The sequence below is a fragment of the Halanaerobium salsuginis genome, assembly GCF_900114545.1.
In the GTDB taxonomy this organism is placed as follows: Bacteria; Bacillota; Halanaerobiia; order Halanaerobiales; family Halanaerobiaceae; genus Halanaerobium; species Halanaerobium salsuginis.
Window position 1 is genome coordinate 16,002 of sequence record NZ_FOTI01000021.1, and the last position, 15,613, is coordinate 31,614.

15 protein-coding genes, 3 tRNA genes and 1 other RNA gene are annotated in these 15,613 nt (G+C 35.7%); all 19 read right to left on the reverse strand.

The features are described 5' to 3' along the window. Position 1: 1 nt before the first annotated feature. Positions 2 to 1,963 (reverse strand): methionine--tRNA ligase, encoded by a 1,962-nt coding sequence (gene metG, locus BMZ74_RS08005; protein WP_089861728.1) that lies wholly within the window; start codon positions 1,961 to 1,963, stop codon positions 2 to 4. Positions 1,964 to 1,965: 2 nt separating this feature from the next. Further along, complete coding sequence (rsmI, locus tag BMZ74_RS08010) at positions 1,966 to 2,844, reverse strand: 16S rRNA (cytidine(1402)-2'-O)-methyltransferase (protein WP_089861729.1); 879 nt, start codon at positions 2,842 to 2,844, stop codon at positions 1,966 to 1,968. A 60-nt stretch (positions 2,845 to 2,904) separates the two neighbouring features. Further along, the gene (locus BMZ74_RS08015) at positions 2,905 to 3,627 is read right to left on the reverse strand and encodes a tRNA1(Val) (adenine(37)-N6)-methyltransferase (protein ID WP_089861730.1); all 723 of its coding nucleotides are present in this window, start codon (positions 3,625 to 3,627) and stop codon (positions 2,905 to 2,907) included. Between the two features lie 5 nt (positions 3,628 to 3,632). Next, positions 3,633 to 3,959: an initiation control protein YabA gene (locus tag BMZ74_RS08020; RefSeq protein ID WP_089861731.1), complete on the reverse strand. Its 327-nt coding sequence runs from the start codon at positions 3,957 to 3,959 to the stop codon at positions 3,633 to 3,635. A gap of 22 nt (positions 3,960 to 3,981) precedes the next feature. Beyond that, positions 3,982 to 4,788: a PSP1 domain-containing protein gene (locus BMZ74_RS08025; RefSeq protein ID WP_089861732.1), complete on the reverse strand. Its 807-nt coding sequence runs from the start codon at positions 4,786 to 4,788 to the stop codon at positions 3,982 to 3,984. Positions 4,789 to 4,812: 24 nt separating this feature from the next. Next, complete coding sequence (gene holB / locus BMZ74_RS08030) at positions 4,813 to 5,802, reverse strand: DNA polymerase III subunit delta' (protein ID WP_089861733.1); 990 nt, start codon at positions 5,800 to 5,802, stop codon at positions 4,813 to 4,815. A 50-nt stretch (positions 5,803 to 5,852) separates the two neighbouring features. Next, the gene (locus tag BMZ74_RS08035; RefSeq protein WP_089861734.1) at positions 5,853 to 6,212 is read right to left on the reverse strand and encodes a cyclic-di-AMP receptor; all 360 of its coding nucleotides are present in this window, start codon (positions 6,210 to 6,212) and stop codon (positions 5,853 to 5,855) included. 1 nt (position 6,213) lies between these two features. Next, positions 6,214 to 6,843, reverse strand: a complete 630-nt coding sequence (tmk, locus tag BMZ74_RS08040; RefSeq protein WP_089861735.1) for a dTMP kinase — start codon at positions 6,841 to 6,843, stop codon at positions 6,214 to 6,216. Between the two features lie 229 nt (positions 6,844 to 7,072). Then, the gene (gene trxB, locus BMZ74_RS08045) at positions 7,073 to 8,116 is read right to left on the reverse strand and encodes a thioredoxin-disulfide reductase (RefSeq protein ID WP_089861736.1); all 1,044 of its coding nucleotides are present in this window, start codon (positions 8,114 to 8,116) and stop codon (positions 7,073 to 7,075) included. A 442-nt stretch (positions 8,117 to 8,558) separates the two neighbouring features. Further along, complete coding sequence (gene guaB, locus BMZ74_RS08050; RefSeq protein WP_089861737.1) at positions 8,559 to 10,022, reverse strand: IMP dehydrogenase; 1,464 nt, start codon at positions 10,020 to 10,022, stop codon at positions 8,559 to 8,561. Between the two features lie 436 nt (positions 10,023 to 10,458). Further along, the gene (gene recR / locus BMZ74_RS08055) at positions 10,459 to 11,058 is read right to left on the reverse strand and encodes a recombination mediator RecR (protein ID WP_089861738.1); all 600 of its coding nucleotides are present in this window, start codon (positions 11,056 to 11,058) and stop codon (positions 10,459 to 10,461) included. Then, the gene (locus BMZ74_RS08060; RefSeq protein ID WP_089861739.1) at positions 11,058 to 11,366 is read right to left on the reverse strand and encodes a YbaB/EbfC family nucleoid-associated protein; all 309 of its coding nucleotides are present in this window, start codon (positions 11,364 to 11,366) and stop codon (positions 11,058 to 11,060) included. Before BMZ74_RS08060 ends, recR begins: the two co-directional genes overlap by 1 nt. After that, positions 11,320 to 13,425 carry a DNA polymerase III subunit gamma/tau gene (dnaX, locus tag BMZ74_RS08065; protein WP_089861740.1) on the reverse strand — a complete coding sequence of 702 codons (2,106 nt, stop codon included), beginning with the start codon at positions 13,423 to 13,425 and terminating at the stop codon, positions 11,320 to 11,322. Before dnaX ends, BMZ74_RS08060 begins: the two co-directional genes overlap by 47 nt. 100 nt (positions 13,426 to 13,525) lie before the next feature. After that, positions 13,526 to 13,792: signal recognition particle sRNA large type (gene ffs / locus BMZ74_RS08070), an RNA gene on the reverse strand. A 32-nt stretch (positions 13,793 to 13,824) separates the two neighbouring features. After that, positions 13,825 to 13,916: transfer RNA gene (locus tag BMZ74_RS08075), tRNA-Ser, on the reverse strand. 104 nt (positions 13,917 to 14,020) lie between these two features. Beyond that, positions 14,021 to 14,110, reverse strand: a tRNA-Ser gene (locus BMZ74_RS08080). Further along, positions 14,097 to 14,558, reverse strand: a complete 462-nt coding sequence (tadA, locus tag BMZ74_RS08085; RefSeq protein ID WP_089861741.1) for a tRNA adenosine(34) deaminase TadA — start codon at positions 14,556 to 14,558, stop codon at positions 14,097 to 14,099. The genes BMZ74_RS08080 and tadA overlap by 14 nt, the downstream gene beginning before the upstream one ends. A gap of 20 nt (positions 14,559 to 14,578) precedes the next feature. Continuing rightward, positions 14,579 to 14,655, reverse strand: a tRNA-Arg gene (locus BMZ74_RS08090). A 120-nt stretch (positions 14,656 to 14,775) separates the two neighbouring features. Continuing rightward, positions 14,776 to 15,555 carry a glucose-6-phosphate isomerase family protein gene (locus BMZ74_RS08095; protein ID WP_089861742.1) on the reverse strand — a complete coding sequence of 260 codons (780 nt, stop codon included), beginning with the start codon at positions 15,553 to 15,555 and terminating at the stop codon, positions 14,776 to 14,778. Between the last annotated feature and the right edge of the window lie 58 nt (positions 15,556 to 15,613).

The following is a 15,613-nucleotide window of genomic DNA, read 5'->3' on the forward strand; positions in this document are numbered from 1 at the left end:
ATTATTTCACCTGACTACCATTAGCTATTTCATCACTTACTGTAGAAAGTACCATATTTCCTTCGGGGTCAGATGCTGCCAGAATCATTCCTTCTGATTTAACCCCAAAAATAGTTGCTGGTTCAAGATTAGCTACGATTAGTATTTTACGTCCAATTACATCTTCAGCGCTAAAATGCTTGGCAATTCCAGCAACTAATTGCCTTTCTTCAAGACCAATATCAACCTTTAACTTCAATAATTTATTACTACCTTCAATCTTTTCTGCTTCCAGAATCTCAGCGACTCTGAGATCAGCATTCATAAATTCAGAAAAGGTTATTTTATCTTTAACTGCTACTAAATCCACTTTTTTATCCTCCTCAGCTTGAGCTGTTTTAACTGCTGCTTTTCTAGCACTTACTTTAGAAAAATATTCATCTACATCAATACGAGGAAAAATTGCTTCCCCATTTTTTATTTTCAAGGCAGTTTTAAGACCTCCCCACTTACTATCCTGCCAGTCAGCTGCTTTTATTTCTGCCAACTGCCCTAACTGTTCTCCAATCTGCAGAGGTGTTTCTGTTAAGAAAGGTTTTAGCATTACTGCTGTAACTCTTAATGACTCTAATAAGTTATAGAGAACTGTCTTAAGTCTTGGTAAAGCTGCTTCATCTTTAGCCAGCAGCCAGGGAGTAGTTTGATCAATATATTTATTAGTTCTCCGGACAAAGTTCCAAATCTTTTCCAGAGCTACTGTAAAGCGAAGTTCAGTCATTTCACTTTCAACTTCATTTTTAGTTTGAGCTGCCAGATCAATTAATTCCTGATCAAGTTCAGCTGTTTTTGCGGGCTCAGGAATAATTCCGTCAAAATATTGTTCTACCATAGAAACCGTTCTTTTTAGTAAATTTCCTAAATCATTTGCTAAGTCAGAATTAATTCTCTGAATTAAAGCTTCAGTAGAGTATGTTCCATCTGTACCAAAAGCAACTTCGCGTAATAAATAATAACGAATTGCATCTTTACCAAAGTCATCAATCAATACCATTGGATCAACTACATTGCCTTTTGATTTGGACATTTTACCAGATTTGCTTAGCAGCCAGCCATGGCCAAAAACTTGTTTTGGTAATTCAAGTTCCAGGGCCATCAAAATTATCGGCCAGATAACTGTATGGAAGCGCAAAATATCTTTACCAACTAAATGTAGATCTGCTGGCCAATATTTATTGAAATTTGACTGATCATTTTCATAACCAATTGCGGTAATATAATTACTCAGCGCATCAATCCAGACATAGATAACATGATTATCATCAATAGGAACTGGAATTCCCCAATCAAAAGTAGTTCGGGAAACACTTAAGTCATCAAGTCCACTTTCAATGAAATTTATCATTTCATTCCGTCTGCTTTCCGGCTCAATAAAACCAGGATGTGTTTTAATATGATCTAATAGTTTATCTGCATATTTACTCATTTTAAAGAAATAACTCTCTTCTTCAACCCATTCAACTGGTCTTTTACAGTCCGGACAAACTTTTTGCCCAGCAATTTCTTCTAACTGACGTTCTGTCCAGAAGGCTTCACAGGGGGTACAATACCAGCCTTCATATTTCCCTTTATAAATATCTCCTTTTTCAAATAACTTTTTAAATATTTTCTGAACAACTTCTTCATGCCTTGGTTCTGTAGTTCTAATAAAATAATCATAATCTATGTCTAACTTCTGCCAGAGCTCTTTAAAAGTAGCTACAATTTCATCAACATAGGTTTTAGGATCTTTCCCGGCAGCTTGAGCTTTACGTTCTATTTTCTGACCGTGCTCGTCAGATCCAGTTAAAAACATTGTATCATAACCCTGCATTTTCTTATAACGGGCAATAGTATCAGCTGCTACTGTTGTATAAGCATGGCCAATATGTAATTTATCACTTGGATAATAAATTGGGGTTGTTACATAATAAGTATCCTTACTCAAAGTTAATCATCCTTTCTAAATTTTGCTTGATCAGCCTTAATTGCAATTGCTTCTTTATAAACTTTACTCTTGGGGAGATCCCTCAGACTGGCAACTTTCTTAATTGCCTGTTTTTTGGTCATTCCACTTGCAATTAAAAGCTGCAGGTGATCTAAAATTGTTAGATCTTCCCAACCTTCTTTTTCGAACTCACTTGCTTGCCTACCAGCAACAGCAATAACTATTTCGCCTTTAATCTCTAGTTGCGCTATTTCTGCTGCTAATTCGGCTATAGTTCCATAATATTTTTCTTCATGTAGTTTAGTAATTTCCCGGGCAATCATTGCTTTTCTAGCAGCAAGTTCAGGGCTAAATTCTTTTAGGTCTATTAATGTTTCTTTTAAGCGATAAGGGGATTCATAAAATACAGTTGTTTCTGTCCTTAAAGCTAATTTTTCCAAAAACTGAGTCCGCTCTTTTCCAGAACGAGGAATAAATGCCTGAAAACTAAAAGAAGAAATGTCAAGTCCTGAAACTACTAAAGCCGCCAGAAAAGCGCTTGGCCCGGGAATAGGAATCACTTCTATTCCAGCCTGCAGGGCAGCTGTAACTAAAATTTGGCCTGGGTCAGATATCCCTGGCATACCAGCATCACTAACCAGAGCAATGCTTGCTCCTGCTGTTAGCTTTGCCAGCAGTTCCTCAGTTCTTTTTTTTTCATTATGTTCATGATAACTAATTAATCGTTGCTTAATTGAAAAATAATTTAAAAGTTTCTGGGTCCGTCTGGTATCTTCACATGCTATCAGATCTACTTCTTTTAAAGTACTTAAAAGTCTCTGACTAACATCTCCTAAATTACCAATTGGTGTCCCACAGAGAAAAAGTTTAGAGCTCTGCAAAAAAAGACCTCCTCAATTGCTTAAAATACTGTTTTTATATTATAAATTAGATTACACTGACTAAACACTCTGATAAATCTCTTTTACTTCAGGGGTATATTGATTACTATTTTGCTGATACATAATTAAAGCTGGCTTAACCCGCAATCCTGGATTAGCACCTTTTTTAGCTTTTAACAAAAAAATATCGGATTCTTTATCCTGACGAGGCTGCACTAAACGCAGCTCTTTGGGCTGACAATTATGCTTAACTAAAAGTTCAATAACTTCTGTTAGCCTTTCGGAGCGATGAACCAGATAGAAATAGCCGCCAAACTTCACTATTTTTACACCCGTAGTTATTATATCAGTCAGACTGGCCGCAATCTCATGTCTGGCCAGAGCAAGATATTTGCTTGACTTAATCTCTCCTGTTGCAACTGGAAGATAAGGTGGATTAGAAATAACTACATCATAACGACCACTATTAACAGAATTATTTAATTTACATAAATCCTGATTAATAATTTTTATGGCATGCTCTAAGTTATTGAGCATTACATTACGCCGGGCCAATTCAGCTACTTCAGGCTGAATTTCTACCCCAGTTATTTTAAGATTTTTATGTTTATATGCTAAAAGCAGTGGAATTACACCACTGCCTGTGCCCAGATCAATTACCTTGCTGCCTGGATTTAATCTGGCAAAATTAGCCAGCAGTACTGAATCAGTTCCAAATTTAAAAAAACGGTCATCCTGAATTATTTTAAGTTCTTCTTCTATTAAATAGTTAGTTTCTTCCATATAAGCTACTGCTCCTTACCCTGATTTTCCAGTAAGTTTAAGCAAAAAAGACAATCTCCTTTTCTTTTTTCGCCAAAACTTAACGGACAAACATGGTAGCCTTCATCATAAATATGAATTAAATTGCTATAACCTTCTTTTTTCACTACCGCTTCTTCAGCAGCCTGCTGTTCTTTAAAAAGTAATGCTTTAAGTTCTTCGTTTTCCTGCTGTAATTCTTCATTTTCCTGGTATAGCTGGTAAGTAATATCTTTCAATTTATGAAAGCGAAGCGAAAGTGCTTCAATCTGTTCCTGGAAATGCGCAAGAGTACTTAGTATTTCTTGATCCATCAAATTAGCCTTCCTTTCGCATTCAATCTAAATCGTAATCATCCAATTCTCCAACATCAATTTCAATATTTTCATCTGTGCCGATATCTACCTCTATTGTATGTTTTACCAAGTTACGATCGACAATCTTACCATTGCCTATTTCTAATTCTATTTTTTCTCCAACATTAGGCATTGATTCTTTTAAATAGCGATAACTTTTTGTTTCATATCTAAGGCAGCACATTAAGCGTCCACAAAGGCCAGATATTTTAGCAGGATTAAGAGAAAGATCCTGTTTTTTAGCCATTTTAATTGAAATAGGCTTAAAATCACGCAAAAAAGTGGCACAGCAAACAGGCAAACCGCATGGTCCCAGTCCCCCCAGCATCTTAGCTTCATCACGAACTCCAATCTGCCGAAGTTCAATTCTAGTCTTAAAAATAGCCGCCAGATCTTTAACTAATTCTCTAAAATCTACTCTGCCATCAGCTGTAAAATAAAAAATTATCTTATTATGATCAAATGTATATTCAACATCAATTAATTTCATTGGTAGAGCATGTTTGTCAATTTTTTCTAAACAAATCTGGTAGGCATCTTTTTCTAACTCCAGATTTTTTTCATATACTTCGCGATCCTTTAAGGTTGCCTTTCTAATCACATCTTTTAACGGGGCTACTATTTCTTTTTCAGAAACCTCTTTTTTGCCAACCACTACTTCTGCATATTCGATTCCCCGGGCTGTTTCGACTATTACATAATCTCCTGTCTTTATTTCAAGTTCACCAGGATCAAAGTAATAGATCTTACCGGCCTTTTTAAAACTTACTCCAACTACCGTATACATTAAAATAAACACCTCAATTATTATCTATTCTTGATCAGCCTGGCGTAATTTAAATAGCAAAACTTCTAAACTTAACTCTGCTTTTATATTTTTTTTAATATAAAGTTCACTTTTTTCTATTAGATCTAGATTTTTAATTAATTGTTCCTGGTTTGCTTCTCCGGCTAATCTATTCATATCCTGCAAATAGTCTTTATTCTTAAGTGTAGCCTGATAATTCTGTTTAATCATAATTATATCGCGATACCAATCTGATAGCAAATCAAAACAAGGAAATCCAGCTGAAATTAGTGAGACCAGATAATCTCTAAATTTAAAAATTTCGATAGTATTTTTACTTTTAATATTTTTTACAAAATCATAAACTTTTTTTCTCACAGAAAAATAATCATCAATCTCAGCTAACTTTAAGGCCTGACCAGGACTGCCACCGGCAGTTTGACTCAGAATCTCTGCTTCTTCTGGTTGAAGACCATGTTCCAACAAAATATCTTTTATCTGTGATCGCGTAACAGGTTGTAAGCTAAGCTGCTGACAGCGCGAGATTATTGTCGGTAACAATCGGCTAGTATCTTCTGCTAATAAAATAATGGTTGCAAAAGACGGCGGTTCTTCCAGAGTCTTAAGCAAACTATTAGCAGCTTCAGCAGTCATTTCTTCTGCTGATTCAATTAAATAAACCTTATGTGCACTTTCATAAGGCTTATAGGCAATTTCTTTTTTTAAATCTCTAATTTGAGTAATAGAAATTGAATTTTTTTCATCTGCAATTGCAATTCTTTTAAAATCAGGATGGTTTTGATGATCCATTTTACGACAGTTTAAGCAGTGACCACAGCTATCTGCTGGCGATTCCTGACAAAAAATAGCTTTAGCAAACTCAAAAGCCAATTTTCCTTTGCCAATTCCCGATTTACCACTGAATAGATAGGCATGGCTAATTCTATTTTGCCTTATTTCTTCACTCAGAACATCTATTGCTTCTGCCTGTCCAATTATTGAACTAAAACTCATAATTGACTCCTCTAATTAATAAATTTATTTACCTGAGTATTTTACCAGTTTTACATTTTAAGAAATTGTTCAACATCAATAATAAATACAGTTGCGCCTCCAATTTTTATTTCCATTGGAAAAGAATAATATCCTTCTAGAGAATTAGCAACAGGTGACATCGGAGCGACAGTTTTCTTCCTTGATTCACAGTTTTGCTTAATTATAGCCAAAACTTCTTCGACATGTGCCTGATCAGATCCAATTATAAAGGTAGTATTTCCTTCTCTTAAGAATCCACCTGTGGATGCCATTTTTGTTGCCTGAAAACCATCTGTTGTTAACGCCTCTAAAAGATCAGCTGCATCATGATCATGAACAATGGCAATTATCATTTTTACTGTTTTACCAGTTTCAGCCTTTTTTTTCATTTTAAGCTAACCTCCTGCTGATTATATTTTTTATTTTTTGATGAACTTCAGTTTTATCGCCAGCTGCTTCGACCAATTCAAAACGATCATCTTTAGCAGCTAGATCTAAATAAGCATTTCTTACTTTTTGATGAAAAGCATCTGCTTCTCTTTCTACTCGATCACCAGTAAGATCTGCACTCAAAGCCCGGGCCCGCTTTAAACCAGTTCTAAAATCAAGATCAAGCAATAGTGTCAGATCTGGCCAACAGGAGTCAATAACCCAATCGTTAATTTTATAAACAAAATCATAATCAAGTCCCCGGCCGACACCCTGATAAGCTAGATTAGAATCAACAAATCTATCAGAAATAACTATTTTTCCTTCTTTTAAAGCTGGCTTAATTTTTTCTTGAAAATGCTGAGCCCGATCAGCAGCATAAAGCAATATTTCTGTATGGTAGTCCATTGCTTCATTTTGAGGATCAAGCAAAATTTGCCTGATCTTGTTACCGATCATTGTTCCACCTGGTTCTCTGGTAACTAAAATTGGATAACCTGCTGTTTCTAAATAATTAGCCAGCAGCTCAATTTGAGTTGTTTTACCAGAACCCTCAATACCTTCAAAAGTTATAAAAAAACCTTTTGCCAACACAGCCAGCCCCTCTCAAAATCTTTGTTAAATAAATCTTATGTTAAAGTAATTATATAATATTAAGCAGGCTAATGCAATAACAGAAAAGTCGGCATTAAAGTACCAGCCATTGTCATGACGGGATAAATGCCGACTTAACTTGATATGGATATTTAACTAAAAGATTTTAATTTTAAGATAAAATTTTAATCTAACTAGTTGAAAAATTTATAAAAATTGAGTAAATTTAATCAAGCTTAAGATTAAAACTTAAAGCAGGCTCCTGCTCAGTAGAAAAGTTTTCTGTTTGCTGGGCAGCTTCTGCTTTATTAATAACAGTTTGAGCAGCAAAAGTTGGACTATTTTTTTCCAGATATTCTGAAGCTTCAATAGCTGCCTTAGCTCCTGAACCAGCAGCTATAACTACCTGACGATAATCAGGATCTTGTACATCACCTGCTGCAAAGATACCTGGAATATTAGTATGTTGATGCTTATCAGCAACTAAATATCCGTAACTATCAAGCTCGATCTCTGCTGGTAAAAAACTAGTCCGGGGTTGATGACCAATTGCCACAAAAAATCCATCTACTGCAAGTTTACTTACAGTATTATTTTTATTATTAAAAATCTTGAGACCTGATAATTTATCTTCACCCATTAATTCTTTTACTTCTGTGTCCCAGATGATTTCAATATTTTCTTTAGCCTTAACTCGATCAGATAATATCTTTGCACCTCTAAATTTACCTCTTCGATGAATAATATAAACTTGAGCAGCAAATTTAGCCAGAAAGGTTGCTTCCCAGAGTGCAGTATCGCCTCCTCCAACAACAGCAACTTTTTTATTCTTAAAGAAAGCTGCATCACAAGTTGCACAATAAGAAACACCATTCCCCCGCAGATGATCTTCACGTGGAAGACCAAGTGTTTTAGGTTCTGCTCCACTTGCAATAATTAGTGTTTCAGCTTCATATTCATTAATTTCTGTTTTTACAATAAACTTATTATCAACTATTGCTATCTTCTCAGCACTTTCGTATTCCAGGCGAACCCCAAAATTTTCGGCCTGCTGAGTCATTTTCTGAGTTAATTCGAAGCCTCCAATTGGTTCTGGAAAACCCGGATAATTTTCTAATTCGGAAGTTGTTGAAATTTGCCCTCCTGGTTCTGGTCCATTTAAGACTAGTGGATTAACTCCATTACGAGCTGCATAAATTGAAGCTGATAAGCCTCCTGGACCGCCACCAACTATAATTAAATTTTCGTGCTTTCTATTTTGATCAGCCATTATGATTCCCCCTGTTATAAGACTGGTATTAGGCATAAAATTACTCTCTCTAACAGATATAATCTTAATACTATCTAACTATTTTTTCTGTAAAGTTAATAACAAATGTTTTTTATTCTCAAAACAAAAGACTCCCACTCAGTGGGAGCCTTTTAGTAGTGGGCTAAAAAATAATTAGTTATTCTAAAGACTAATTAAATTTAACATATACAACAAATTAGGCATACTAATTATTATAAAAAATCTATTAAATTAAGATTAACATTATTTAGCAAAAAATTATATTACCCAAAAGTATAATATTAATTTATTTTTATAGTAATTTAAAATAGGATTGAACATAAAAAAGAAAACCAGTTAATCTCCAACTGGAGATTAGCTGGTTTAAAAATCAACTAAATAAATTCAAAAACTAGCTAATTAAATTATATTTACATCTTTATTAATCAATACTATAATTAGGAGCTTCCTTAGTTACTTTAACATCATGAGGATGGCTTTCTCGTAAACCAGCAGAAGATATCTTAATCATTTGTGAATCATTAATTAAACTCTCAATATCAGGAGTTCCACAATAACCCATGCCAGATTTTAGTCCTCCTAAAAGTTGATAGATAGTTTCTGAAAGAGTTCCTTTATATGGTACTCTTCCTTCAATACCTTCCGGGACAAATTTTTCTGATTCAGTTTCGTCCTCCTGAAAATAACGATCTTTACTACCCTGTTTCATTGCTCCAACAGATCCCATACCACGATAAACTTTATAACTTCTACCTTTATAAATCTCTAAATCTCCTGGGCTCTCTTCCGTTCCTGCCAGCAGGCTACCAATCATCACTGTATTAGCACCAGCAGAAATTGCCTTTACAATATCTCCTGAATATTTAATTCCACCATCAGCGATTATAGTCTTTCCATATTTAGCAGCTGCTTCTGCTGCATCACTAATTGCTGTAATCTGAGGAACTCCTACTCCAGCTACAACTCTAGTTGTACAGATAGAACCTGGACCAATCCCAACTTTAACAACATCTGCTCCCGCCTTAATTAAAGCTTCAGTTGCAGCTCCAGTTGCAACATTACCAGCAATTATTGTTAATTCGGGATAGTTATTTTTAATCATTTCAACAACTTTAAGTACATTTTGTGAATGACCATGAGCAGTATCAATAACTAAGATATCGACTCCAGCTTCAACCAATGCTTTTGTTCTCTCTTTAGTGTCATTACCAGTCCCAACTGCTGCTGCTGCCAGCAGTCTGCCTTGTTTATCTTTAGATGCATTTGGATACTGTTTAGCTTTTTCAATATCTTTTATTGTAATTAAACCTTTTAAGACACCGTTCTGATCAACAATTGGCAGTTTTTCTATTTTATGCTTGCGCAGCTGTTCTTTAGCACCTTCCAGATCAGTTCCAACAGGTGCAGTAACTAACTCTTCTTCAGTCATAACTTCAGAAACTGGACGACTATAATCTTCTACAAAACGAAGATCACGATTAGTTAAAATTCCAAGCAGTTTATTTTCTGCATCAACAATCGGAACTCCAGATATATGGAATTTAGACATTAATGCTTCTGCTTCTTCGATCTTGGCATCTGGGCTTAAATAGAAAGGATCAACTATTACTCCGCTTTCCGAACGTTTAACTCGATCAACCTCAGCTGCCTGCTGCTGAATAGACATATTCTTATGAATAACACCCAGACCACCTTCTCTGGCCATAGCAATTGCCATGTCACCCTCAGTTACAGTATCCATCCCGGCTGAAATAATCGGTGTATTAAGATAAATATCATCAGTCAATTTACTTTTTGTACTAACTTCTTTTGGTACAACATTTGATTCAGCTGGAATTAAAAGCACATCATCAAAAGTCAAACCTTCTTTAACTATTTTTTTCATAACTCATCCTCCCTGGATAATTAAATAAATTGTTATAGCCTATTAACTTAGTCTTGAGTTTAAAATAACTAGAACTGCCAACTAATATTTAATCCCCTAATAATCAAGCAAAGCCTTAAATGAATAAACAATTAAAAATTTAGTCAACTTTATACTCAAAACAAATCGTTTGTTAAGTAAGTTGACCAGAAATAAGTTATTTAATAACTATTAATTTTAGTTATTTTATGTAATTAAATCTTAAAAGTAAAAATTAAGTAAAATTATAAAAAGCACTCTTTAATATTTAAAGTATTTTAACAAAGCTCAAGAAAATTGTCAAGATTTATCAAAACAAATCTCAAATTAAGAGCTTAAATAAAGTAATAAATTAAATTTCTTTTTTTAATGATAAAGAAAAAGAAGCCAGTAGAGGCTTCTCAATTAAAAACTCAAGTTATAACTCTCTTCTTCCCTCTAGAGCTTTAGAAAGAGTAACTTCGTCAGCATATTCAAGGTCACCACCAACTGGAATACCATGCGCTATTCTGGTAACCTTTACTCCTAACGGCTTGATTAAACGAGCCAGATACAGAGCTGTTGCATCTCCTTCTGCATTAGGATCAGTTGCTACAATTATTTCTTCTACTGCTCCATTTTCTAACCTGGGCATTAAGTTGCGCAATTTAATCTGATCTGGTCCTATACCATCCATTGGCGAAATTGCGCCATGTAAAACATGATATAAGCCATTATATTCGCCAGTTTTTTCCATTGCTACTACATCACGAGGACTTTCTACTACACAAATTTGAGTCTGGTCTCTGCTTTCTGACTGACAAAAAGAACACTTTTCCGCTTCAGTTAAATGGTTACAAATTTTACAGTAGTTAATTTTTTCTTTTGCTTCAAGTAAAGCATCTGCCAGAGATTTAACTTCGTTTTTATTCTGACCTAAAATGTAAAAAGAAAGTCGGCGAGCTGTTTTAGGCCCGATGCCGGGCAGCTTACTCAACTCACCGATTAATTTTCCCATTGGCCTGGGATAAGGATTCATTAAGGCATCCCTGGTAGATTCATACCACCAGTTACTTTACCCATTTCTTTGTTAACCATTTCCTGTACTTCATGCATTCCCTGGTTTACAGCAGCCAGAACAAGATCTTCCAGCATCTCTACATCTTCAGGATCTACAGCATCAGGATCAATTTTTAAGTCAACAACTTCCTGTTTTCCGTTAACAACTACTTTCACAACTCCACCACCAGCACTTGCTTCAACTGTCTTTTCTTCTAACTCAGACTGCATTTTAGCCATTTTAGCCTGCATTTTCTGAGCCTGTTTCATCATTTTCTGCATGTTCATTTTGAATTCCTCCTCTTTTAGCCAAAATTGATTCATCAACTTCTATTATTTCACCAGCAAACATTCTGGCAATTGTCTCTATATCAAGGTCATTATTTTGACCTGACTGATTTGATTTATTCTTAGTATTTTTATTATTATCAGTATAACTATTTTGCTTTATTTTTTTCTGGTCAGGCTGACTAATTTCTTTTTTAGAACTAGTCCTAGGTGCAGAATTAGTTTTTGGAGAGGTTTTTTGTCCAGCGGACTCTGCCGGTACTTGTTCAGGAACTTTTCCTGAATTATCTGCAGTAGATTCTTGCAGCTCCCCTATTTTTAATTCTAATTCTACATTCTGACGCAAAAGATTACGTAATACTTTATTAATTAAAGCCTTATTACTGCAGGCACCTTTATAATGAAATTTTTTATCTTCTGGAAATAATACAAAAATAATATTTCCCCGTACAGCTGCTGGATCGCCTTCCCTTAAAAGAGCCTGAACAGATATATCTAATTGACGTACTTGATTAAGTACCTCTCCCCAGATCTGTTTAACCTGAGCTAAATCTAGAACAGATTGAGAATTTGAACTATTAATAGAAGCATCTTTATTATTTTTGTTTTCAACTTTAACAGCAGCTTCTTGCTCTGAGTTTAGTTTAGATTGAGCTCCTTGTTCATGTTTTGGCATTTCCACTTTATTTTCTTTTCTCTGATTCTGACCTTCAGTTTCAACTTCAGCAGCACTCTGGTGTTCGCTTTTTTCTTCCTCAGGCTTATCTGCTGAATGCTGATCACTGATCTTTTGAGAAGATTTCAATTTATCAGCAAAACTATCCTTAACAGAATTAGCTTTCTTTTCAAAAGCACTATCTTCAAGACTAGATTTTTCATTAAGAGCCGATAAGTTAGTGGTATCCTGCAATAAACTGTTAAGCCGATATTCTAAGTCTGCCAGGCGCTGCTCAAATTTATTTTCTGCTGGCTGGTTACTACTTAATTTTATAACACTTAACTCTAATTGTAAACGGGGACGAGCACTAGAACGCAATTTCTGCTTTAAAACTGCAAACTCATCAATAATTTCAGTAATTCTGACTGTACTTAAGCCTCCTGCAGCCTGAGCAAGTTCTTCCAGCTGACTAGCTGAATATTCAAGTATTCCAGATTCAAGCCCACATTCTTTAATTAACAGCAATTCCCGGCAATATTCAATTAATTCTTCACTTAAACGCTCAATACCAAGCCCAGATTCGAGCAGTTGCTCAAGCAGCTGAATAGCCTGCTGTGTATTTTGTTCGTTTAAACAGTAAAGCAGCTGCTGTAGTTGGTCTTTAGCGACTCTTCCCAGCATCTGACTAACTTTTTTTTCAGTTAAATCCCCATCACTAAAAGAAATAGCTTGATCAAGCAGACTAATTGCATCTCGCATTCCGCCACGAGCACTACGGGCCAGAATATCAAGTGCTGGTTTCTCAATCTGATATCCTTCAGCATCACTAATATAAGCCAGCCTTGCCTTTAAATTATTTAAACTAAGCAAAGTAAAGTCAAAGCGCTGGCAGCGAGACATAATTGTTGTTAAAACTTTATGGGGCTCAGTAGTAGCCAGAATAAACACTACACTTGCTGGTGGTTCTTCCAGAGTTTTTAATAGAGCATTAAAAGCTCCTTTAGTCAGCATATGAACTTCATCAATAATATAAACCTTATACTTTCCTTCACCAGGATAAAATTTTACTTTTTCCCGCAGTTCACGAATTTCGTCAATTCCCCGGTTGGAGGCAGCATCAATTTCTATTACATCAAGCGAGTTGCCGTTAGCTATTCTCTGACAGGAGTTACATTCTCCACACGGCTCAAAGTCTGGCCCGGGATTAGAGCAATTAAGTGCCCTGGCAAAGACCTTAGCTGTTGATGTTTTACCAGTACCTCTTGGTCCAGCAAAAAGATAGGCATGTGCAACTCTGTCATTTTTTAAAGCATTTTTAAGTGTTCTGATAACCTGATCCTGACCGATTAGATCCTGAAAACCCTCCGGCCTGTATTTACGATATAGGGAAAGAAAGGCCATTTTTTTCACCTCAAATATTTATTATATAACTATTATATAACAAAAGCAGCTCAATATATAGCAAAAACACCCTTTACCGGGTGTTTTTTAAAAAAAGAGGCCGCACACTGTGCTTCGAAGATTTTCTCCCAGGCGTTACCCTGACAGTTGGCTCGAATCAGGCACCCTCGCGGCACATGAAGCGACTTGCTTACCGCTGCTTCCTCCCGGACCTGACGGGATTCACAAGACTTCATTGCGCGAGACCCAATTGTCAACACTACTTATCAGGGCCAGACCCTGAAAGAAAAAATCCTCAGCCACAGCCTCAATCCTGCTTTAGCGGTTTGCAGGTTACAGGGCACCGCTACCACCCCATCTAGTGCGGCCAAACTAATATAAAATTTTTTTAAATTTTAATGGCGGAGAGGGAGGGATTCGAACCCTCGGTAGGTGAAAGCCTACACTCGCTTTCCAGGCGAGCCCCTTAAGCCAGACTCGGACACCTCTCCGTAAATAAAGAAGTTATAAATTTGGATGATCATACAAATTTTACATGTCTCTACTTTGAAAATTCTATTTAAATTTTTATTTTTAAAATAATCTAAAATATAAATGGCGGAAGGAGAGGGATTTGAACCCTCGAGACAATTAAGCCTACTCGATTTCGAGTCGAGCGGTTTCAGCCAGACTCACCCATCCTTCCGTTGTCTTAGCTCACGGAAAAAATCTTTTAAAAGCTGGGCAGATTCTGCTGCCATAACCCCTCTTACTACTTCTACCTGATGATTAAAGCGCTGATCAGACAAAAGTTGATAAAGACTATCAACAGCTCCCGCTTTGGGATCACTGGCCCCATAAACAAGGCGTTTAATTCTAGCCTGCAAAATAGCTCCGGTACACATTGGACAGGGTTCTAGAGTCACATAAAGCTGGCAATTTTCTAAGCGCCAGCTTGCCTTATTTTTAGCAGCTTCTCTCAGAGCTATCATTTCAGCATGAACAGTTGGATCTTGAGCTTTCTCCCGGAGATTAAACCCACGACCAATGATCTGATCATTACAAACAACTAATGCTCCAACCGGAACTTCAGCTCTCTGATAAGCTTTCCTGGCTTCAGCCAGGGCCAATTCCATATATTTTAAATCATCCATAAAATACTCCTGTTTAAAAATGGCGCGCCCGAGAGGAGTCGAACCCCTAGCCTTCTGATCCGTAGTCAGACGCTCTATCCAGTTGAGCTACGGGCGCACGCTAAAACTTTTCTTAAGCAACAATAAATATTATAACAGTTAGTTCTATTATCGTCAAGTATTTTTTATGATAAATTTAACTACACAAAATAATAATCTTTTTTTATTTAATTTAGACTTAAGGAATAAAATCATTCCACTCATCTTTTTTTAAAGTTGGATCTGCAACAAACATAAATAAATCATTATTTTTTTCATATTGTGTATAAATTGGAATATTTTCTTTAATAGCAAAAGCCTTATATTTATTAGGTGATTTAATAATAAGGTTGGAATTCTGATAACAATCATTTTTCTGCCAGATTATATTATTTTTTTTATCTAAAATTGGAAAAAAAGCTAATCCATTATGCTCTCTAACAGCATTATATTCAAATCCATAATCACGAACACACCAGGCACCAAATGTTAAGGGGTTTGCTGGGTTTGAACTAATTGTAGAGTGAGCCCATCCAGGCGGTACTATTACTACTTCTCCTGGCTTACATTTAACAGCAAAACAGCGACCAGGATCATCTAGAGCAGTTTCTTGCATATAAATAATGGCTTCTCCACTCCAGATTTCATAAACTTCTGGCGTAGACATATTACAACTTGCCGAAAGAGCATGAATATGCCCCTGTGATCTCACAGGTTCGTCACCTAATCTTCCGGCTGCAAATCTAACAATTCCAAACAATAAGTTCCTTTTTTTTAAATCTTTAAGATGAATTTTTTTACCAACATCCATTGCAATAGAATAGACAACATCCGGGCCATTACAATCTGGATTTTTTAAACTCTGCCTAATATCATCTAGCTTTCTATTCTCAACTTCTGGTCCAAACAGATCTTCTAAATATTCAAAGCCGATCGGATCATCAGTTAATTTTATATTTAAACCAGACTCATAATTCATCTTGCACCTCCAGCTAACTAAAGCTTATTTTAAGATTAGCTTTATACTTTTTATCTTT

Excerpts from the sequence above, each read along its gene's own strand:
- BMZ74_RS08015 (WP_089861730.1), bottom strand. The coding sequence starts at position 3,627 with ATGGAAGAAACTAACTATTTAATAGAAGAAGAACTTAAAATAATTCAG.
- BMZ74_RS08020 (WP_089861731.1), bottom strand. The coding sequence starts at position 3,959 with ATGGATCAAGAAATACTAAGTACTCTTGCGCATTTCCAGGAACAGATT.
- BMZ74_RS08025 (WP_089861732.1), bottom strand. The coding sequence starts at position 4,788 with ATGTATACGGTAGTTGGAGTAAGTTTTAAAAAGGCCGGTAAGATCTAT.
- holB (WP_089861733.1), bottom strand. The coding sequence starts at position 5,802 with ATGAGTTTTAGTTCAATAATTGGACAGGCAGAAGCAATAGATGTTCTG.
- BMZ74_RS08035 (WP_089861734.1), bottom strand. The coding sequence starts at position 6,212 with ATGAAAAAAAAGGCTGAAACTGGTAAAACAGTAAAAATGATAATTGCC.
- trxB (WP_089861736.1), bottom strand. The coding sequence starts at position 8,116 with ATGGCTGATCAAAATAGAAAGCACGAAAATTTAATTATAGTTGGTGGC.
- guaB (WP_089861737.1), bottom strand. The coding sequence starts at position 10,022 with ATGAAAAAAATAGTTAAAGAAGGTTTGACTTTTGATGATGTGCTTTTA.
- recR (WP_089861738.1), bottom strand. The coding sequence starts at position 11,058 with ATGAATCCTTATCCCAGGCCAATGGGAAAATTAATCGGTGAGTTGAGT.
- BMZ74_RS08060 (WP_089861739.1), bottom strand. The coding sequence starts at position 11,366 with ATGAACATGCAGAAAATGATGAAACAGGCTCAGAAAATGCAGGCTAAA.
- dnaX (WP_089861740.1), bottom strand. The coding sequence starts at position 13,425 with ATGGCCTTTCTTTCCCTATATCGTAAATACAGGCCGGAGGGTTTTCAG.
- tadA (WP_089861741.1), bottom strand. The coding sequence starts at position 14,558 with ATGGATGATTTAAAATATATGGAATTGGCCCTGGCTGAAGCCAGGAAA.
- BMZ74_RS08095 (WP_089861742.1), bottom strand. The coding sequence starts at position 15,555 with ATGAATTATGAGTCTGGTTTAAATATAAAATTAACTGATGATCCGATC.